The following is a 19,928-nucleotide window of genomic DNA, read 5'->3' on the forward strand; positions in this document are numbered from 1 at the left end:
CTAGCGGATGCGCGTTGCGACGGTGTACCCGGGCGGATATGGAGATTTCAGCAGAGTGTTAGCCCGACTGGGGGAGCCGGGGAAATCCCTAAAACCTTGTTACGAGCCTCCGGGACCGGCGGCGTAGCGGGTGATCCTTACCGTGGTCCCCTTCTCGGAGGAATCCAGAACCATCTCGTCCACGAGGCTGCGGATCACGGCGATCCCGAAGCCTCCGCTCTCGTCGCCGCTCTCACCGATATCGCCACCGGTCCCCGTGGCGTCGAAGCCGCCGCCGGTGTCCGCGACCGTGACCTCCACCACCCCGGCCAGAGCCCGGTACTCCACCAGCATGCTCTCGACCCGGGCGTGCCGGATCACGTTGGTTACCGCCTCCGTTACGGCGAGCTTCAGGTCATAGACGTCCCTGGAGTCAAATCCCGCGGTCTCGCCGACGCTGGAGACGACCAGGCGTGGCAACAGGACGTACTCCGGGCTGCTCGGCACCCTCAGCGAGACGGGCTCCTGGGACCCGACCTCCGTCCCGCTCTCCTGCTGTACCGGCCCGTATCTCAACTAGTCCTCATACCCTATAGTGAAACCTCCGGCGGATAAGCGCAACCTCCTCATGGTACGCCCGTCTACGTCCGCACGCCCTCTCTTACCCCGGGAGAGCGGATTGCAATCCTACTAGGCACGAGGCGAGTGTATAAATACTACTAAAGTACCATACGGTAGACCGGATTTGCCGTGGACCGACAGACTACGGCAGACTAACTAGCGTCCGTCGGGCTTGTCGGAGCCGTTAGAGCCGTCGGAAGCCTCGGAGGAGCCGGCATCATCCGGACCGGCCTCCGGCAGGCTCGACTCTCCCGTGGACTCCGGGACGGCCTCTCCCACCTCGGTATCGTCGGACTTCTTACCGCCCGAAACCTTCTCGTACAGCTTCTCGGCCTCCGCCTCCTCCTGGCGCTTCTGTTCGCGGCTGCGGGCCTCGCTGCCCCCGTTGGCGCCGTTGGTGCTCTGGCTCTCGATAAACGGGCTGAGGAGGTCTATCGGCACGGGGAGTATGATGGTGGAGTTCTGCTGGTTGGCGACCTCGTTGAGGGTCTGGAAGAGCCGGATCTGTAGCGCCTGCGGGCTTTCGAGGCGGTCGGCGGCCTGTGAGAGGCGCTTGGAGGCCTCGAACTCGCCCTCGGCGGAGATGATCTTGGCCCGCCGCTCGCGCTCGCTCTCGGCCTGCCGGGCCATCGCCCGCTGCATCTGCTGCGGGATCTCGACGTCCTTTACCTCGACGACGCTGGCCTTCACGCCCCAGGGATCGGTCTGCTCGTCGATGATCGCCTGCAGCTCCTGATTTATCTGCTCGCGGTTGGTGAGTAGGTCGTCGAGGTCCTTCTGACCGAGGACGCTGCGCAGCGTGGTCTGGCTGATCTGGCTCGTCGCCAGCACGTGGTTCTCCACCTCGACCACGCTCTTGTTCGGGTCCAAAACCCGGAAGTAGAGCACCGCGTTCACCCGGGCCGGGACGTTGTCGCGAGTAATAACGTCCTGGGGCGGTACGTCCATCGTCACCGTCCTGAGGTCTATCTTGACCATCCGGTCTATGACCGGCAGAAGTAGGAATAGCCCCGGTCCCTTCGGGCCGCCCTGTATGCGTCCCAGCCGGAAGATGACGCCGCGCTCGTACTCGTTCACCACCTTGATCGCGCTGAACACGATGCTGAGCGCGATCACGATCAACAGGGCAACGATGATTACCGTGATCCCGATACCAGCCGCCTGGAGTAACCCTAGACTCACATGACTCATATGCACGCCTCCTCTGATCCCGGCCCCGTAAATTTGACTAAACACCCGACTAGACTCTGCAAATTCATTTGTTATTGATACTAACATCTCGAATATACGCGTGACTGTGCGCTTATCCTCACTTCCGGCGCGTCTCTAGCCACCGGGCTCTAGCGCCCGGAGCGTTAGAAAAGCGCGCCAGAACCCCCGCTTGGCCTCCTCATCCTCCAGCGCCGGGGCGAGCGCGGGCAGCGAAAGGCCCCGGACGCCCTTGCTCCACACGAACCACTCCCCCTCCCGCTGCTCGGAGAACCGGGCGTGCGCCAGAGGGTACTCAAGGTCGTCGAGCGCCCGGGCGGCGCGGGGACCGATGGCGGCTATGACTGACGGCCCGCCGGAGAGGATCTCCTCCCCAAGCCTCTCGTCCGCCGGGACCACGCGGGCCCGCGAGTGGCCCACGGACTCCAGGCTACGGTGCAGCGCGTCGAGCACGGCCGGGATCTCGGGCGGCTCCAGGACCACCAGCACGCCGGTACCAGGCTCCCCCGCCGGGACACCCTCTCCGCCGCCTGATTCTCGCGGGTCCAGCTCGCGGGAGACCTTGGCGCGGTGATCCTCCAGCGCCCTGCGGGCCTCCTCCGAACCGGGCACTAGGAGTCCTCGGCCCGCCCGCGGGAAAGGTACAGCCGCCGGACGTGCAGCACGCGTTGCAGGGTCGTCACCGCCCCCCCGGCGGCGACCACGGCGGCCCCGGCCAGCGGGACACCGAGCAGCGCGAGGACGCCCAGGATCACGACCCTCCCCGCCCGTCCCAGCAGACCGACCCTGCACTCGTAACCCAGGCTCTCGGCCCGGGAGCGGGTGTAGGAGGTCGTCATGGAAAAGGCCATCGCCGCCCCGGCGACGAGCGCCGCGGAGGGTCTGCCGGAGGCCGCGAACGCGAAGATGAGACCGGCCAGTATCGCCGACTCCGAGAGCCTGTCCAGCGTGGAGTCGAGGAACGCGCCGAAGTCGCTCGCGCGGCCGAGCGCCCGGGCCACGGCGCCGTCCAACGCGTCGAATACACCGCCGAGGAGCATCATCACGCCGGCGACCTTGAATCCACCCACTGCGAAGAGGGCGGCGGCGAATAGCGAGAGCGCGAACCCGAGCGCCGTGATCGCGTTCGGACCGGCGCCCAGGGCCGCCAGGGCCCTTACCAGAGGCCGCAGCAGGACCCGTAACGGCTCCAGGGAGAGCCACCCGAGACGCCTTCCGTACCGCTCTGCCACCGGCGCTAGTCCTCTTTGCCGTCGGAGCCGGAGGCCACGGCGGCGCTCTCGGTCCGCGGAGACTCGGAGCTATCGGCGGGGCTCACCAGCGCCTTGCCCCAGTTCTCGAAGATCAGGGTACCCCGCAGGTAGCGGATCGTGGCGGAGATAATGGCGACCACCGGCAGGGCGAAGATCGCGCCGACGATGCCGTAGAGCGCCGAGCCCGCGAGCACCGCGAACAGTACCCATAGCGGGTGGACCCCGACCGAGCCGCCCATGACCTTCGGCACCAGGATGTTGCCCTCTATCTGCTGCGCCACCAAGAAGAGCAGGGCGACGATCAGGGCCTGCGTGGGACTGGAGATCAGGGCTATTACCACAGCCGGTATCGCGCCCAGGAACGCCCCGAGCACCGGGATAAGCTCCATGACCCCGACCCAGAGCCCGATCAGGAGCGCGTAGCTGGTCCCGGTGAAGAAGGCTATCGCCCAGCCGACCACCCCCATGATGCCGCACAGCAGGAGTTGTCCCCTGACGAGCTTCACCACCGCGGTCTCCACAGACTCCAGAAGCTCGACGACCTGGGTCCGCACGGTGTCCGGGATCATGCCGAGCGCCGCGCCCGTGATCCGCTCCTTGTCTATGAGCAGGTAGATGGAGACGATCACCAGTAAGAACAGGTTGAAGATAGCCCCGAACACCCCGAAAACCCCGCCGACGAACCCGAGCGCCGTATTGACGAAAGCCTGGGCCGAGGGAGCATTCTGCCGGAGGATTCTGGTCAAAGCGTCGCCGTCCGTCGCCGCCACCCTCTCCCCGATGTACGGGATCTGCCGCGCCCGGTCGAGCAGCTCGGTGGCGGCGTTGATGATTATCTCCGGGTTCGACGCGAGGAACCTGGCCTGCTGGATGGCGGGCACGATCAGGAGCAGGAGCGCCGTCGTAACTACCGTACCCAGCACCAGAAATAGCCCGATAACAGAGATCACCCGCGGTATCCGCAGACCTTCCAGCCTGCGTACCACCGGGTTCAGGATGTACGCCAGTATCACGGCCAGGAAGAAAGTCAGTAGCACGCCCCCGACCTGGCGCACGAAAAAGATGAGCAGCAGTATCCCGACGGCGAGGGCTATGTACTGCACGTAGTTCGATACTATTAGCTTCTTGGTGCCGTTGTCGTTTTCGGCGTCTCTGGAGTTTCTAGAGGGCATCCCATCTCCGGCGTCGGCGGATCGCTGCGCTGGCTGCGCTAATCACCGCACCAATATACCAGAGTAACCTCCAACCTCGGCCGTTACGCCACGATACCGCCCCGGAGCCGTTTTACACCCTACCGACGGGCCGATATAATCCTGCTTCGCCCCGCGGGGCCTCCGGCTGGCACCTGATCCGCTACCGGCGAGCCCGTCCCGGATGGAGAGGAAGCGGCATCCTACTCGTACAGCTACTCCAGACGCTCCCGGCGCTCGCGGTGGCGATAGTGCTCGGCTTCGTGGTCGGCATCACCCTGCACGAGGCAGCCCACGCTTACTCGGCGTATCTGCTCGGCGACGATATGGCGTACCGTCAGGGCCGGGTGACGCTGAACCCTCTGAAGCACCTGGACCCGTTCGGGAGCATCATGCTCCTGCTCGCGGGCTTCGGCTGGGGCAGACCGACGCCGGTGGCCCCGGCGCGGCTGAAGGGCGGGATACTCGGGCCGGTCTCGGTGGCGCTCGCGGGTCCGGCGTCGAACCTGCTAATTCTGCTGGTCTGCGCCGCGCTGATCAGGCTCCCCACCTTCCAGCAGCAGGGGAGCGCTCTCTTCTGGGGCGTGGTCGGGGTGGCGTTCGTGAACGCGCTGCTTCTGGTGCTGAACCTCATACCGATCCCGCCACTGGACGGGGCGAAGGTGATCTTCCCCTTCCTCCCCCGCGCCCTGAACGGCTTCGTCAAGTTCATGAACCAGTACGGTCCCTACATCCTGCTCGGCCTCGTCGCCCTGACGTTTTTCACGGACACGCTCTCGCCCCTGGGCTTTATCCTGAGCCTCGCGGGCCCGCTGCTACAGGCCCTCGGGATACCCTCGATCTTCGGCTGACGAGCGGGTAGAGAAACGGGAGGAAAACGATGGCAACGCCCGACCCGTGGGGAGGGGGGAGATCCACGCGTCGAGCGTTGCCTTGAGATTATTCTATCCCCGCCGGGCCCCGCATAAACCTGCTTCCCGCTAAGATTCGGTAACGCTTCGCTAACTTTTGTTAAGAACTTATCAAGAGCCCTGTCGAGAGGAGCCCGGAGGGAGAAGCTTCCGGCCGTCCCAGGAGCCCTAGGAGCCCTGACGGCTCTCGTGATACACGCCGGGACGTCCGGCGTCCTCCGCGTCTTTGCCGGGCAGCGGCAGGCTCACGGAGAAGGTGCTGCCCTCGTCGGGCCGGCTCTCGACGCCGAGCTCGCCGCCGAGGTGGTCCGTGATCTCGTTCGCCAGCGCGAGGCCGAGGCCGGTGCCGTCGGCGCGGGATGAGCCCTGCGCGCGGTAGAAACGGTCGAAGATGTACGGGAGGTCCTCCTCGGGTATGCCGCAGCCCCGGTCGCGGACGGTGACGACGGCGTGTCCATCTCCGGGGTGTAGGCCGAGCTCCACGGGCTCGTCTCCGGGGGAGTACTTGAGCGCGTTGTCCACCAGGATGGCGAGCATCCGGTGTAGCTGGTTCGGGTCGGTCTCGACCGGCGGCGTGCGTTCGGCGTCTATGCGAATCTCACGTCCCGTGTAGCCGAAGTCCCTTTTGAGCTCGTGCAGGAGGTCTTCCAGGTACACCTCTTCCCGCTGGAAGGCGATGGCCCCGGCGTCCAGACGGGAGAGGTCGAGCAGGGTGCGGGCGAGGCTGTTGAGGCGCTCGGTCTGGGCGCGCATGTCGTTCAGGAAGGCGGATCTCACCTCCTCGTCCTCCTCGTCTTCGAGCATCTCCAGGTAGCCGGAGAGCGCGAAGAGCGGGGTCTTTAGCTCGTGCGAGGCGTTTGCGATGAACTCGGCCTTGGCGCGCTGGATGCGGCGCTCCTGGGTAACGTCCCGGATGATGGCGAGGGCACCATCCTCGAGGGGGGCGGCCCGGATCTCCAGTATCTGGTTCGGGGAGTCCTGATAGCCCTCGGAGCGGGCCTCGGAGTTGGTCTCGATTTCGGGCTCTGTTATGGGGCCCTCGGTCCAGGTGCGGGCCAGCGTCTCGTGCAGGCGGTTGTGGAAGGTGAGGTCGGAGAGACCCAGGATTTCCCGCGCCTTGGGGTTGAGGAAGATGGCGTTGAGTTCCGAGTCCACCCCGATCACGGCGTCGGTCATGCCGTCGAGGATGGCCTGACCGCGCTCTTTCTCCTGTTCGACCTGCCGGAACGCGCCCTTCAGCGAGACGGCCATGGAGTTGAAGGTGTCGCCCAGAGCCCCGACCTCGTCCTGGATCGGGCTCTCTATATGCTCGTCGAAGTTCCCGGCGGCGAGCCGGTCGGCGGCCAGCCCGAGACGGCTGACGCGGCGCGAGATCAGGTCCGCCACCACGTATCCGGAGACGCCCGCGATCAGGAGCGCCATCCCCCCGGCGAGGAACAGGATGCGCTCTATCTTGTTCATGGCGGCGTCCACGTTGCCGATGTCGCTCTCGGGGAAAAGCTTGACGAAGACTATGGCGGTACGCTGCCCGGCGGCCCCCTGCGAGGAGGCGTTTATCGGGGCGGCGTAGGTGGAGAGCATCTGGCCGTCGCGGGGCCCGGAGGTCAGCGTCTCGCGGTTTATGTCCGGCTCCCTGGTATTGACGGCGGTGTTCACCGCGCTGGCGCTCCAAGCCTCGAGGTCGCCTTTTAGCTGCTCGCCGTCGGAGGCCCGCACGAGGCCCCACTGTAGCCCGCGGCCGGTGGCGAAGTCCTCGACCTCCTCGACGGAGACGTCCCCGCTGTTCCCCCGAATCAGATTCTCGTACTGCTCGCCGACCTGCTCGAAGCTCTGCTCGCTGGCCTGATTCAGGTTGTTGTACAGCATCGGGCGCACGATGTCGTAGGTCAGCCCCCCGGCGAAGGAGGTTACCAGCAGGAACAGGGCCGTGAGCCACACGCGAATCCCGATCCGGGGCCGGAGATCCCTCCTCTTACGCCCAACCGCGCGGCGTCCGGGCAGGAATCCTCTTAGCTTCCCTAGCCTCCCGGATTTCTTGAGCCTGCTACCGGAAGACATACCCCACGCCCCGGGCGGTGTGGATAAACTCCGGGTTCCGGGGGTCGCGTTCGATCTTCTCCCGGAGGTGGCGGATGTGGACGTCCACGGTCCGCTCGTCGCGGTACTCGTCGCCCCACACCCGGGCGAGGAGCGTGCCCCGGGCAAACACCCTTCCGGGGTTGGTCGCAAGGGTGATGAGAAGCTCGAACTCGGTGTAGGTCAGGTCCACCTCCCTATCGTCGAGCAACACCCGGCGGGTCGGGAGGTTGATCTTCATCCCGTCGTAGCTCAGGTCGTCCTGGCGCTGCCCGGCGGGCACCGAGACCCGGCGCATGATCGCCCGCACCCTCGCGACCAGCTCGCGCACGGCGAACGGCTTTGTAACGTAGTCGTCCGCGCCGAGCTCTAGTCCGACCACCCGGTCGATCTCGTCGTCCTTCGCGGTAAGCATGATAATCGGGACGTCGGAGGTGGTGCGTATCCTCCGGCACACCTCGGTACCGTCCATCTTCGGCAGCATGATGTCCAGGATGATCATGTGCGGCTCGAACGTGGTAAAGGCCTCTAGCGCCTCCTCGCCGTCGCCCACGGCCCGTACCTCGAAGCCCTCGCGCTCCAGCGCGTGCACCAGCATCTTCTGTATGGAGGGCTCGTCGTCTACCAGCAGCACCTTGCGGGCCGCCCCCTGCGTACCCTGCACCATCGCCTCTAGCCTCTTCTCTACTCGGGCGGGACGCCCCCGCGCTCCGGTCCTTTACCGCCGCGTGAGGGCTCCCTATGCGGGCGCGATCTAGCCCAGATTCTACCATGCTAGAGTAGTTGCCAGATAGTTGCCAGTGCCCCGGAAACCCCGGCTATATCGCCTCCGCGGGCTCCCCCCGGCTCTCCTGTAGCTCCTGTATTTCCTGTAGCGTCTGCCGCACCCGGCGCACGGCGGGCACCAGATCCCCCGGAGACTCCAAGTCCACGGCCTCGACGACGGTCGCGCTGCGCGAGCGCCTCAGGTACGAAGACACCACCCGCGCCTCGTCCGCCCCCGCGGACTCGCCGGGCAGCCCGCCCCTGCCCGCGAGCGCCTCCGACGCGAAATCCGAGAGCCCGGCCTCATCACCCTCCTCGAACCCCCGGTGGGCGACCAGCCGCCCGCCCCGGAGCACGAACACCTCCATCACCCCGGGCTCGGTGGAGGGCGCGACGACAGCCTGCGGGCCGCCGGAGCTCACGGAGCCCACTATCGCCCGCGCCAGCCGGGCGCGCTCTATCCCCGAGATGAGGTCCCGCAGGCGGGCCGCCGCCTCGAACTCCAGCTCCCCGGCCAGCCGCGCGCGCTCGGCGACGAGCGCCCGCAGGTGCTCCTCCCCGCCCTCGCCGCGCAGCAACGCCGCCATACCGTCCACGACCGTGCGGCGGTACTCCTCCTCATCCATCCCGATGCACGGCGCGCAGCGGCCCATCTGCCCGTAGAAGCACGGCCCGCGCTCCGCCACGCCCTCGCCGGAGCACCTTCTCAGAGGAAAGATGCGGCCGAGCGCCTCTGTACAGGAGCCCAGCATCCCGGCGCTGCGGTACGGACCGAGGAAGATCGCCTCCCCCGGCGTCTCCTCGTCGGCCGGGACCCTCTCCGGCACAGGATAAGTCTCCTCCAGAGAGAGCCTTATGAACCAGCTCTTGCCTTCGCCGCGCCCGACGGTGTTGTAGCGGGGCAGCAGGCGCCGGATCTCCCGCGCCTCCAATATAAGCGCGTACAGCTCGCTGCCGGTCTCCTCGTAGCGGACCTCCGCCGTCTCCTCGACGAGCCGCCCGATCTTGCGCCGCCCGTCACCGCTACCGAAGTAAGTCCTGACGCGGGCCCTGAGGTTCTTGGCCTTGCCCACGTATAGCGCGGTACCATCTTTGTCCACGAAATAGTAGACGCCGGGCGTATCCGGCACGCCTTCCGCGAGGTGCTGCTTCTGGGGCTTCGGGCGTTTTTTGGAAGAACGCCGCAGCGTCGCCGCCTCTCCCGCGCTCTTCACCCCGGCCGAGTCGAGCAGCTTCAAAAGCCTCGCCAGAACCCCGGAGGTAGCCGCCGCGTCCGCCAGCGCCCGGTGGTTCGGAGAAGCCTGTATCCCGAAGTGCTCCACGAGCGCCGAGAGCTTGTAGCGCCCCAGCCCCGGCACGAGGGTACGGGCCAGCTTCAGGGTGTCGAGGCCGGGGTTGGAGAGCGGCTCCAGGCCGCAGGACTCTCGCGCGGCGTCCACGAAGGCGCGGTCGAATGACACGTTGTGCCCGACCAGCACGCACCCTTCGGCGAACTCCTCGAAGCGCGGCATGACCTCCGCGGGCGGCGGGGCCCCGGCGACCATCTCGTCCGTGATGCCGGTCAGCTTTACCACGAAGGGTTGTATCGGTACGCTGGGATTGACCAGCGTGGAGAACTCCTCCACCACCTCTCCGCGCCACAGCTTTACCGCCCCGATCTCCGTGATGCCGCCCTCCTTTGAGGAGGAGCCGGTGGTCTCCACGTCGAAGACTACGTATGGCGTGTCGCCGAGCGGGAGCGCGGCCGGGTCCACGGTCCGCAGGCAGTCTCCCTCCCACACCAACCTGGGATCGTCCGGGACGGCGCGCTCCACCAGCCTGCGGGCGTCACCGTTGGCCGCCGCGAGGGCCAGGTAGTCTCTCGCCACCTCCCCGGCGCTTACCGGCTCCCGGCTTTTCACGAAGCCGTAGAGGCTACGGGACACGGACCTCCGCCCCGCTCTCCCCCGCTTCCTTGACTTCCTCTGTCACCTCGCGCGCGGCCTCGGCGATGGTCCGGGCCTGCGCATCGGTAACCCCCTCGATGCGGGAGAGGTTCTCGTAGGTGTACTCGTGGTCCAGCAGCCCGCTCGCCAGTACCCGGGAGCGGGTCTTCATCCCGACGCCGGGCAGCTTCTCGGTGTGGAACACCTTGCCGCGCTGTATCCGCAGGTTCTCGACCCCGGCGATCCTCTCCCCGTCCACCAGCACCCGGCGCAGCACGTCGGCGAACTCCTCGACCTGCTCGGGGTAGTAGACGCCGCGACCCATTAGGGAGGGCGTCATCGGCAAGGGGTGTATGAGGTTCGCGTTGCGCACCGTGGTGTGGCCCGGCGGCTCCTCGTCGCCCAGCGGGTCGGCGCCGCCGAGGGCCTGGGCGCGGAAGGCGTGCTCGGCAACCTGCGGCTCTATATCAGAGGAGAGATCCAGCTCGGTCACGACCGGCGCGCCCCGGAAACGGTCGTTGCGGTTCGCGGCGTACAGAAAGCGCCGTCCGTCGGCCTCGTTGCGGTAGAACTCCACGACGGCATCCGCCCGCTTGGCGCCGATGCCCGGCAGCCGCGAGAGCGCCTTGGCGTCGCCGGCGGAGATCATGGCCCGCAGCTCATCCTCGTCCACGGCCTCGGCGGCCTTGGCGGCGGCCCGCTTGTCCACGCCGCTCACCAGCTCCAGGATGCCCTGCACGCTATCCGGGCACACGCCGCGGCGGAGGTGGTTGATCCTGCGCACCGCCGTCCACTCGTTGTTCTCCTCCCAGTGCCAGACGTACTCGCGCACCCGCTCGACCGCCGCCGCGTCCTCCGGCACGAACTCGATGGTCACCGCGTTTCCGACATAGCGGCCGTTGGTGTGGGGCAGGTTCTCGGCGTGCTCCATTACCTGCACCTTTACCGACGGCGAGTAGAAAGAGAGGTGTACCGGAACCTTCTTGGCGACCTCCTTCATCAGCCGCCGCCGGAACGTATTTTCTTCTGCACTAGGATCGAACATAGAACGTATATTCTACCATCGGCTCTGTATCCCCTAGCCGCCAGCGGGGGTCTCGGGGCTCGTGAGCACCCCCGGCCGCAGCACTATCGCCTCGACCGGCTCCCCGGCTGCCACCCCCTCGCACTCGGGGCCTATCATCGCCAGGGCGTCGGCCTTCGTGAGCGAGCTTATGAGGCCGGAGCCCTGCGCTCCCACCGACTCCGCCCGCCATCCTCTATCGGTGCGGGTGAGGCTGACGCGCATGGCGTGGGTGCGGCCGAACTTGTTCTCCACGGCCTCGTCGAAGTATACCTCCGTGCGGGGCCTGCCGGGGTCCTCGCGCTCGCGACGGCCCATCATGCGGGAGATCGCGGGCCGCACGAAGAGCTCGAAGCAGACCATCGCACTGACCGGATTTCCCGGCAGGCCGAAGAAGCGCACGTCCTCGCGGGTGCCGTAGAAGACCGGCTTTCCGGGCTTTAGCTTGATGCCCCAGAAACGCTGCTCGACGCCGAGTTCCAGGAGCATCTCCTTGACGAGATCCCGCTCCCCCATCGAGACGCCGCCGCTGGTCACGACTATATCCGCCGACTCCAGGGCCTGGCTCATTGCCGAGCGGATGGCCCCCGGGTCGTCGGTGGCGCTGGCCATGCGGCTGACCCCGGCCCCGGCCTCGCGGGCCTGGGCGAGCAGGGCGTAGGAGTTGGAGTCGTAGACCTCGCCCGGGGATAGCTCCCGACTGCCGGGCTCGACCAGCTCCGTGCCCGTGGAGAACACGACGACCCGCGGGCGGCGGCGCACCGGGAGCGAGCCGTAGCCCTGGCTTGCGGCCAGTGCGATCTCGGAGGGGCCGATCTCCGCGCCGTCCGAGAGCATCAGCTCTCCCTCACGCACGTCCTCGCCGCTGCCACGCACGTTGGCACCGGAACGCACGGGACTCTTCAGCTCGAACTCCGCACCGTAGCCGGAGGTGTTCTCCACCGGCACCACGGCGTCCGCGCCCTCGGGGATTACGCCGCCGGTGAAGACCTTGACGGCCTCGCCCTCGCCGACGCCTTTCGTGGCCGGGCTCCCCGCCGGGGCCTCGTCCACCACCGGGAACACGCGGCCGACCTCGGCGTCGGCGCTACGCAGGGCGAACCCGTCCATCGCGGAGTTCTCGTGCATGGGGGAGTCGAAGCGGGCGTACAGATCGCCTTCGAGCACTAGGCCCTGGGCCTCGGATAGGGGGGGCTCGACGGCCTCCAGCACCGGGGTGCTCTGGAGCACCTGCCCCAGCGCGTCGCCGTGGTCTATAAGCTCACCGAAAGTCTGCATTAACCCTCCTCTGCCGTCCCACCCGTCCCGGGCAGGCTACCACTGGTACGGGAGGAACTTGCCGGAGTAGGTGATCCTGACCCGGTCGCCCTCGGGGTCCCCCTCGCGCTCGACATCCATCCTGAAGTTTATGGCGCTCATTATCCCGTCGCCGAACTCCTCGTGTATGAGGGCCTTTATGGTAGGTCCGTACACTTGGGTAACCTCGTGTATGCGGTAGATCGTGGGGTCGGAGGGGACCTCGTGTCCCAGCGCCCCTCGCGTGGGGATCTGCTGCAGGGAGCGGGCCACCTCCTCGTCGAGCCCCAGCGCCCCGGTCGCGGCCGCAGCCTCCTCGGCGCTCATCGGGTGCTGGCCCATCAGCGCCGCCGTGGTCCATACCTTGTGACGGCCTATCCGCCGCGAGAGCTCCTCGAAAGTGAGATCCCGCGCACCCTTGGCCTCCAGGATCCTGCGCGTCGCCTCTTCCCGGTCCATGCTCCTCCGATCCAACGTAAGACTGTGGTTCCTGTGACTTCCAGCCTTACAGGATATACCCGCCACCGGAGGATGCCCGTCTACGGGTTAACTGGCGAGCAGCTCCTTGAGGGCGTCGTCTATGAACTTCACGTCGTCGGGGTTGAGGCCGCCGCCGGCGAAGTGGCCCCACACACCGGGGATCACCCGCAGCTCGGCGCGCTCCGCGTCCTCCATGCGGCCGACGGCGTACTCCTCGTCCTCGGGCGGGAAGTACAGGTCCTTCTCGGCGGGCATCACGATGGCCTTGGCCCGGATCGAGGCCAGCGCCCGCTCGTAGTCGCCCTCGAATCCCGGCGTCCGGCCGACGTCTCCGTTCTGCCAGGTCCACAGCATACAGAGAAGGTTGTTCGCGTCCCGGTCGTCGAGGAAGAAGCCCTCCCAGAAGCCGACCAGGAAGTCCTCCAGTGAGGAGAAGCCCATCTCTCGGTACACCTCGTCCCAGTAGAAGGCCTGCGAGAACCCCCAGCCGGCGTAGACCCGGGCCAGAGCCCTGATACCCCGGGTGGGCTGCTCCGTATACCAGCCGCCGTCGAAGTCGGCGTCGGCGGTTAGCGCCGCCTTCACGCCCTCCAGGAAGACGATGTTGTGGCGGCTGGTCTTCGGCGAGCCGCAGAACGGCAGCATGCGCTCGACCATCTCGGGGTGGCTGACGGCCCACTGGTAAGTCTGGCCCGCGCCCATTGACCAGCCGGTGACGAGCACCAGCTTCTCTATGCCGAAGTGCTCGGTGACGAGCCGGTGCTGCACGGCGATGTTGTCCTGGAAGGTCACGTGCGGAAAGCGCGCCCGGTCGTAGGGCGGCGGCGTATTGGACGGCGAAGATGAGACACCGTTGCCGAGCATGTTGGGCACGATAATGAAGTACCGCTCGGGGTCGAGGGCCATGCCGGGGCCGATCAGCCACTCGTTTTCCCAGTGCCGCCCGGAGTACCACGTCGGATAAACGATGGCGTTGCTCTTGTCCTCGTTTAGGGCACCATAGGTCTTGTAGGCGAGCTTCGCGTCCCGCAGCGTCGCACCCTCCGTTAGCGCTACGTCGCCGAGGTCGAAGGTCTCGTGATCGCTCATTTCGCCTCTCCTTTCCCACCGATTTCGTCCTGTACCTGGAACTATACGCCCCTCGTGTGCGTCTCGTGCGCACCTCGTCGTGGCGCTAGATTAGGGCGGCTAGTGCCCGATCTGCCACGGACGGCCGCCGCCTTTTCGCGGCCTCGGAGACGGGTCTCCGGGCAAGGACCTGCGTCCGATCCCGGGCTCGGGGCCGCGCTCCATCCTGCGCTTCGCCTCTCCCCTCGTCCCCGTGCGGTCGCTGACAGCGGGCGCGGAGTACACCCGCCGCGCCTCCCCGCCGCACCCGGGACACACAGGCTCCCCGCCCTCCCGGTGATCGCGCCACACCTCGAAAGGGCCGCACTCCGGACAGCGGTACTCGTAAACTGGCATCTAGATCTCCATTTGACAAACTCCATGAAGCGGTGCAGTCTTCAAGATATACGTTTCGTTGGAGGCGTTGCAAGGGGTTGCAGGGTTTTTGCGGACGCGTCGCAGAGGGCGCAAAGGAGGAGATCGTGGCCGAGAACGTCTTCCCGATAGACCAGAGCAAGAGCATGTACGAGCAGGACGTACCGGGACACAACCGCTGGCACCCCGAGATACCGGCGGCCGCGACGGTGGAGCCCGGCTCCGAGTTCCGCATGGACTGCCGGGAGTGGACGGACGGCCAGATCAAAAACACCGACGACGCCAACGACATACGCGACGTGGACCTCTCCCGCAACCATGTGCTCTCAGGTCCCATCGCGGTGAGCGGCGCAGAGCCCGGCGACGTGCTCGTGGTGGACATCCTCGATCTCGGGCCGCACCTGCCCGACTCCGTGCCCGAGGGCCTTGCCGGAGCCGGGTGGGGATACACGGGGATATTCGACCGCCACAATGGCGGCGGCTTCCTGACCGACTACTTCCCCGACGCCCACAAGGCTATCTGGGACTTCTCCGGCATCTACGCCACGAGCCGCCACGTGCCGGGCGTGCGCTTCGCCGGCCTCTCCCATCCGGGGCTCATAGGCTGCGCGCCGTCGAACGAGCTTCTGGCGGAGTGGAACCGCCGCGAGCGCGACCTGATCCAGACAGAGCCCGACCGCAGCCCGCCGCTCGCCCTGCCGCCCGAGCCCCACAACGCGCTGCTCGGCACGCTGGACGATTCGCGCAAGGACCGGGTCGCCGGAGAGGCGTGCCGCACCGTCCCGCCCCGGGAGCACGGCGGCAACGTGGACATAAAGAACCTCTCGCGGGGGACCAGGATCTACTTCCCCGTGTACGTGGAGGGCGCAAATCTCTCCTTGGGCGACCTGCACTTCTCGCAGGGGGACGGTGAGATCACCTTCTGCGGCGCAATCGAGATGGGCGGCTGGATCGAGCTCGGCGTGGACCTCATAAAGGGCGGCGTCGGGAAGTACGGCATGACGAACCCGATCTTCAAGCCCGGACCCGTAGAGCCTAGCTACTCTGAGTACCTGACGTTCCAGGGCATCTCGGTGGAGAGCGGGAACAACTACTACCTCGACGCCACCGTCGCCTACCGCCGGGCCTGCATGAACGCCATCGAGTACCTGAAGAAGTTCGGCTACACCGGCGAGCAGGCGTATCTGCTGCTAGGGGCCGCCCCGATAGAGGGCCGCATCGGCGGCATCGTGGACGTCCCCAACTGCTGCGCCACGGTCGGGATACCGACCGAGATCTTCGACTTCGACGTGTACCCCTCGGACGAAGACCTCGTCACCCACGACCTCGGGAGCCAGGCCGACACCACCTAACATGCTCTAACACCACCTAACGCCACCTGGACCGGACGGGTAGACTCGGGGCGTCCGTAGAGGAGACCCCGGGAGGTGGGGCTTGAACACGCTGCTGGTCGCTGGAGGCGGGGCCGTAGGAGCCGCGCTGCGATACCTGATCGGCGGCTGGGTAGTCTCCCGCCTCGGCCCGGACTTCCCGTGGGGCACGTTTATCGTGAACGTCTCGGGGTGTCTGCTGATAGGTGCCGTGCTCGGCCTCGTCGAGCACGGCGCTCTGCCGGGCGGGGCGCGGCTTTTCCTGGCGGTCGGGGTGCTCGGCGGCTACACCACGTTCTCCACCTTCGGCTACGAGACGCTGCGGCTGCTCGAAGGCGGCGAGCTGCTGGCGGCGGCGTCCAACGCCTTCGGGCAGCTCGCACTCGGGCTCGTGGCCGTGTATCTCGGGCTGGTGGCGGCGCGCATCCTGGCGGGCGCGTAACGTGTAAGGGAGTCGAGTGGCCTCGGGTGGAGCAGAAAAGACCCGTCGTCGAGCAGCCGCACGCCGAGAAGGTAGCGGGCGCGACCGTGCTGACCGGCATCGTAGGACCGCGGCGGTGGGAGCACACCTCGCGTATTCTGGGCTTCCCGGACGCCCTGCCGGCGATCGTGGCCGCCATAGACCATCCCGAAAAGTAGAGGCCATGTATAGAGGCCGCGCTTCCCAACGCTCTCCAAATTGGACGAGAGGATTGACAGGGCCTCGTAATCACGCAGCCGGTGCGCGTGCTCCTCTCCTGCCCGGCGGAGATAGCCGCCCGGCTCGTCTCTACCACCAGCGTCCGTCCGGTAAGCGGCGCTCGTAGGCCAAGCCGTGGGCGACCTTGCTGGTATCCAAAGCCTGCGAGATCCCCGTAAACCTCTGTAGACCACACCGATGCTCGCTGGCGAGCGGGCCTCTCCACGGCTCCACGTGGAGCCCACAAAGCCCACAGAGCCCACAGAGCCCACAGAGTCTCCAGGGTTATCTTAGAGAGATCCTCTACCCTGGGCGAGCCAGCCGTCCTGGCGCTTCTTTAGCCAAGTCGTGCGCAGCCTCTCGGCGGCGAGGCGGGCCGGCATGTCCTCCGGCGAGAGCTGGGAGAGGGGCTTGTAGCGGGTCTCTCCGCCGCTCATCAGCGCCACGAGCCCCTGCTGGGCCTGCCTCTTGTCCTCTTCGGCCAGCCGCCGTAACGCCGCCGCGGGCTCGCCCGGATGCGGCTCTCCGAGCAGGCGGGCCAGCTGTCCCTCCTTGCGTAGCTCTAGCTCCCGGCTCTCTCTGAGCATGAATCGCTCCCACTCGGCCTCGCGCTGCTCCCGGTTACGCTCCTCCTGCTGGGACCGGCGCCGCTCCTTGTCGAGCTCCTGTTCGCGTAGCTGCTCCCGTCTCTTCTCGCGCTCGACGTCGAGCAGCTCCTCGAGCCGCCGGCCGTGTCTCGCGTCGAGGGCGGCTCTGAGCGCCGGGTCTACTCCGACCCCGGGCCGTCCGCCGCCGGCTTCCACGCGCAACCCGGCACGAGGGGAGGCTCCCTCGTGGTCCGCGCTAGAAGTTTCAGAGGCCCTTTGTCTCTCGTGCATCACGCTGCTCTTTCCCGGGGGAATTTACCCGTTTCGCCCTGATGATACTACCTTTCGCGACGCCGCCTCCGCCGCCGCTCGTATACACTCCGGGTCTCCCCTTACAGGCGGGGCGCAGGGAACGGTCTTGGAGGAGTGCATCTTGAGCCAGAAGGTTGCGGCTATCGTGGGAGTGGGTCCGGGGCTCGGCGCGGCGGTGGCCCGCCGGTTCGCCCGGGAAGGGTATGCGGCGGCGCTTATAGCCCGCCGCGAGGAGAGCCTCTCCGGGACGAGGGAGGAGATCGAGCGCGAAGGCGGCACCGCGCTCCCCGTCACCGCCGACGCCACGGACGCGGGCTCTGTAGCGGAGGCTTTCGGGCGGGTGCGCTCGGAGCTCGGCGACCCGGAGGTGCTCGTGTACAACGCCGGGGCGTTCCAGATGGGCGGGATACTGGAGATCACACCCGAGCAGTTCGACGACTGCCTGCGGGCCAACTGCTCGGGGGCGCTGTACGCGGCGCAGCAGGTGCTCCCCGCGATGGTCGAGGCCGGCCGGGGGACCGTGATCCTGACCGGCGCCACCGCCGCGCTGCGCGGCTCGGCCCGCTTCGCGGCGCTCGCGACGGGCAAGTTTGCCCTGCGCGCCCTGGCCCAGTCCATGGCCCGCGAGTTCGGCCCGCAGGGCGTACACGTGGCGCACACGATAATAGACGGCCAGATCGAGACTCCCCGGCTGCGCGAGAGCGCGCCCGGCAGGGACGAGGCGACCACCCTCTCGCCGGACGCCATAGCCGAGACCTACTGGCGGCTCCACGTCCAGGACCCGCGCACCTGGACGCTGGAGCTGGACCTGCGTCCCGCGGGCGAGAGCTTCTAGCTCATTTCGTAGGGTTACCGCGAGCCCCCGCTCAAACCTCCGAATCATCCGGGACGCCACCGGCGGTGGATGAGACCGTACCCTGCGCGGTTGCGCAGAGCCTCTCCTCCCCGCTCTCGCCCACCGAGAGGACGTCGCAGCGGCATACGGCCTGCCGCCTGCCGGAGTACACGACCGCAGCTCGGGCCACGAGCTTTTTGCCGGCCGCCGGACGGAGGTAGTTGATCTTGTACTCCGAGGTGAGCACCGCCGGTCCCAGCGCCGACCCGCCGGCGAACGTCAGGGCGTTGTCGGCAGCGTAGCCCAGCACCCCGCCGTGCACGAACCCGTTCTGCTGTAGAAGCTCCTCCCGGATCGGTGTCTCCAGTACGGCCTCTCCCTCCGAGAAGGAGACGAGCCTCGTCCCGAGCATGACGCTAAAAGGCTGGGCCTCCAGTATCCGCCGGCCAGTATCGAAGAGTTCCTCCACGCGCCAACCTCCCGACCCCGATTCTTTTTCACCGATCTTACAAACCTTTACAGACCTCCGCCGACATCGGAGCGCGACGGACGGGAACTTCTAGCCAGCTAGCTACAGGCCTTCCCGAAGAAGATGCGGGCGCTCGGCAGGGCTCCGCCGGGCCGGGTGGAGCCGTCGTTGCGCCGGATGCCGGTGGACTGCAGCCCGAAGCGTATCTCTTGCTCGCCGGAGACGGTCGTGGCGCCCTCGGTGCCTCTCACCCGGATCTTCGTAACCCGCCCGGAGGGCGAGCGGTCGAGCACCCGGATGCGTTGTATGGAGCCCACCCCGAACCGCGGCGAGCCGTCGGCGTCTATCCTGCCGCTCCACCCGAGCCAGGGGCTATCCGCGTGGGCCCGGCCCACGTAGGCCCGTCCTCTGCGGTCCACGTCTCTGCGGGATTTCAGATAGGGCACCCGGTTACCGAAAACGTACGCGGAGTCCTCAGTCTTGACGCTGCCGGAGGAGTGGAAGAAGGCGGTTATGGGGCTGCCGTTGTAGACGGCGTGGAGGCGGGCGGTGCCCCTGACGGCCCGATTCGTGCGGCGTGTCTCGGCGCTCGCCCCGCCGTAGGCCTGATCCCGGTAGTCGTCGAAGAAGTCGAAGGCCCCCCGGCGCTGGGTGGCGGTGGCGAAGGAGCGGGCGGCGACGGCCTGGCTCTTCAGGGCGTCCATCTCCCAGGAGGCGGGCATCTCGGCGGGCACCACGCCCCGCAGGTACAGCTCCTTGCGCAGGGCGTTTATGAGAAAGAGCCTCTTGCCCGTGGCCCGGACGAGGATCGCACCCCGGTAACCCGTGTTCCTGAAGACCAGCGGGCCGCCGGACGAGGGCCGGTACACGATGGGACCGGTGTACAGCCCGACGGAGCGCCCCCGGGAGATGTCCGTCACCCGGTAGGCGTCTCTGCGGGGAACGTATTTCGTCCTGTACCTGCCGGGCCCGAGATCCACGGTGCCGCCGGTCTTAACGTTTCTCAGCTTAGCGGTCCGGCCGGATCGGACCACCACGTCGAAGGCCCCACGGCGCGCCTTGTTGCCGAGCAGGACGCGTACGGGATCGTTCGGGAGCCTCTTGAATCCCACGCCCCGGTAGTAGGTGCGGATGATCCTGCCGAAACTCTGTCCGGCTTCCGCCCGGCCCTTGGCCCCGTACTGCGAGAGCCCCACGCCGTGCCCGTAGCCCGAGCCGCACACCCTGGGCCCGGTGGCCCCCTCCGCCGGCGGGGCCGCCCCGAAAGCGAGGATCACCGCCACGAGTGAGGCGAAAACGCCCGCGAGCATCCCTCCGAGTAGCCGATCCATCTCCCCCCCAGAGACCCCGTTAGCTTGACAGGTCGAGCTATGCTACCGGGTTATCGTCCGCTCTGCGGCGCCGCTTTAACCAGCCCGAGCTCCCA

The 19,928-nt window shown here is 67.2% G+C and carries 20 protein-coding genes and 1 pseudogene; 5 read left to right on the forward strand and 16 right to left on the reverse strand.

The genetic code is table 11. The annotated features are described in order from the left end of the window. Positions 1–99 precede the first annotated feature (99 nt). The 5 genes and pseudogenes from ABD53_RS03085 to ABD53_RS03105 form a co-directional block, all read right to left on the reverse strand. Positions 100–555, reverse strand: coding sequence for an ATP-binding protein (locus ABD53_RS03085; RefSeq protein ID WP_047864283.1), 456 nt, complete (start codon positions 553–555; stop codon positions 100–102). A gap of 447 nt (positions 556–1,002) precedes the next feature. Beyond that, positions 1,003–1,791 (reverse strand): annotated as a pseudogene (locus ABD53_RS03090) (slipin family protein); the annotation flags it as partial. Between the two features lie 135 nt (positions 1,792–1,926). Further along, a complete protein-coding gene (locus tag ABD53_RS03095) occupies positions 1,927–2,421 on the reverse strand; it encodes a uracil-DNA glycosylase family protein (RefSeq protein ID WP_047864284.1) in 495 nt (164 codons plus the stop codon). Then, positions 2,421–3,041 carry a CDP-alcohol phosphatidyltransferase family protein gene (locus ABD53_RS03100; protein ID WP_053057612.1) on the reverse strand — a complete coding sequence of 207 codons (621 nt, stop codon included), beginning with the start codon at positions 3,039–3,041 and terminating at the stop codon, positions 2,421–2,423. The genes ABD53_RS03095 and ABD53_RS03100 overlap by 1 nt, the downstream gene beginning before the upstream one ends. Before the next feature lie 5 nt (positions 3,042–3,046). Next, a complete protein-coding gene (locus ABD53_RS03105; protein ID WP_047864285.1) occupies positions 3,047–4,234 on the reverse strand; it encodes an AI-2E family transporter in 1,188 nt (395 codons plus the stop codon). Between the two features lie 260 nt (positions 4,235–4,494). Between ABD53_RS03105 and ABD53_RS03110 the strand changes: the two genes are divergently transcribed. Then, entirely contained in the window at positions 4,495–5,103 is a 609-nt protein-coding gene (locus ABD53_RS03110) for a site-2 protease family protein (RefSeq protein WP_053057613.1), read from the forward strand. Between the two features lie 228 nt (positions 5,104–5,331). Here ABD53_RS03110 and ABD53_RS03115 read toward each other — a convergent pair whose 3' ends face one another. The 8 genes from ABD53_RS03115 to ABD53_RS16355 form a co-directional block, all read right to left on the reverse strand. Then, entirely contained in the window at positions 5,332–7,221 is a 1,890-nt protein-coding gene (locus ABD53_RS03115) for a sensor histidine kinase (protein ID WP_084709232.1), read from the reverse strand. Beyond that, a complete protein-coding gene (locus ABD53_RS03120; protein ID WP_047864288.1) occupies positions 7,208–7,906 on the reverse strand; it encodes a response regulator transcription factor in 699 nt (232 codons plus the stop codon). Before ABD53_RS03120 ends, ABD53_RS03115 begins: the two co-directional genes overlap by 14 nt. A gap of 151 nt (positions 7,907–8,057) precedes the next feature. Continuing rightward, entirely contained in the window at positions 8,058–9,929 is a 1,872-nt protein-coding gene (locus ABD53_RS03125; RefSeq protein ID WP_053057614.1) for a DEDD exonuclease domain-containing protein, read from the reverse strand. Further along, positions 9,919–10,974, reverse strand: coding sequence for a helix-hairpin-helix domain-containing protein (locus ABD53_RS03130; protein WP_047864289.1), 1,056 nt, complete (start codon positions 10,972–10,974; stop codon positions 9,919–9,921). The genes ABD53_RS03125 and ABD53_RS03130 overlap by 11 nt, the downstream gene beginning before the upstream one ends. Positions 10,975–11,007: 33 nt before the next feature. Further along, positions 11,008–12,270, reverse strand: a complete 1,263-nt coding sequence (locus ABD53_RS03135; RefSeq protein WP_047864290.1) for a molybdopterin molybdotransferase MoeA — start codon at positions 12,268–12,270, stop codon at positions 11,008–11,010. 36 nt (positions 12,271–12,306) lie between these two features. Then, positions 12,307–12,747, reverse strand: a complete 441-nt coding sequence (gene cynS / locus ABD53_RS03140) for a cyanase (protein ID WP_047864291.1) — start codon at positions 12,745–12,747, stop codon at positions 12,307–12,309. Between the two features lie 87 nt (positions 12,748–12,834). Further along, entirely contained in the window at positions 12,835–13,857 is a 1,023-nt protein-coding gene (locus ABD53_RS03145) for an alpha/beta fold hydrolase (protein ID WP_047864292.1), read from the reverse strand. Positions 13,858–13,956: 99 nt separating this feature from the next. Next, positions 13,957–14,232: an FmdB family zinc ribbon protein gene (locus ABD53_RS16355; protein ID WP_047864293.1), complete on the reverse strand. Its 276-nt coding sequence runs from the start codon at positions 14,230–14,232 to the stop codon at positions 13,957–13,959. Positions 14,233–14,357: 125 nt separating this feature from the next. Here ABD53_RS16355 and fmdA point away from each other — a divergent pair, with 125 nt between their 5' ends. The 3 genes from fmdA (at position 14,358) to ABD53_RS16360 (ending at position 16,259) form a co-directional block, all read left to right on the forward strand. Next, positions 14,358–15,602, forward strand: coding sequence for a formamidase (gene fmdA, locus ABD53_RS03155; protein ID WP_047864446.1), 1,245 nt, complete (start codon positions 14,358–14,360; stop codon positions 15,600–15,602). A gap of 82 nt (positions 15,603–15,684) precedes the next feature. Further along, on the forward strand, positions 15,685–16,062 hold the full coding sequence (gene crcB / locus ABD53_RS03160) for a fluoride efflux transporter CrcB (protein ID WP_047864294.1): 378 nt from the start codon (positions 15,685–15,687) through the stop codon (positions 16,060–16,062). 26 nt (positions 16,063–16,088) lie between these two features. Beyond that, positions 16,089–16,259, forward strand: coding sequence for a DUF190 domain-containing protein (locus ABD53_RS16360; protein WP_084709233.1), 171 nt, complete (start codon positions 16,089–16,091; stop codon positions 16,257–16,259). Positions 16,260–16,589: 330 nt separating this feature from the next. Here the strand turns inward: ABD53_RS16360 and ABD53_RS17585 are convergent, their stop codons facing one another. Beyond that, complete coding sequence (locus ABD53_RS17585; RefSeq protein WP_152670548.1) at positions 16,590–17,177, reverse strand: hypothetical protein; 588 nt, start codon at positions 17,175–17,177, stop codon at positions 16,590–16,592. A gap of 142 nt (positions 17,178–17,319) precedes the next feature. Here ABD53_RS17585 and ABD53_RS17590 point away from each other — a divergent pair, with 142 nt between their 5' ends. Further along, positions 17,320–18,033 carry an SDR family NAD(P)-dependent oxidoreductase gene (locus ABD53_RS17590; RefSeq protein WP_235401276.1) on the forward strand — a complete coding sequence of 238 codons (714 nt, stop codon included), beginning with the start codon at positions 17,320–17,322 and terminating at the stop codon, positions 18,031–18,033. Positions 18,034–18,064: 31 nt separating this feature from the next. Here the strand turns inward: ABD53_RS17590 and ABD53_RS03175 are convergent, their stop codons facing one another. Then, complete coding sequence (locus ABD53_RS03175; RefSeq protein WP_047864448.1) at positions 18,065–18,445, reverse strand: PaaI family thioesterase; 381 nt, start codon at positions 18,443–18,445, stop codon at positions 18,065–18,067. A gap of 155 nt (positions 18,446–18,600) precedes the next feature. Then, positions 18,601–19,833, reverse strand: a complete 1,233-nt coding sequence (locus tag ABD53_RS15615) for a SpoIID/LytB domain-containing protein (RefSeq protein ID WP_053057615.1) — start codon at positions 19,831–19,833, stop codon at positions 18,601–18,603. Positions 19,834–19,928 lie beyond the last annotated feature (95 nt).

This window comes from Rubrobacter aplysinae, from assembly GCF_001029505.1.
Classification (GTDB): domain Bacteria; phylum Actinomycetota; class Rubrobacteria; order Rubrobacterales; family Rubrobacteraceae; genus Rubrobacter_A; species Rubrobacter_A aplysinae.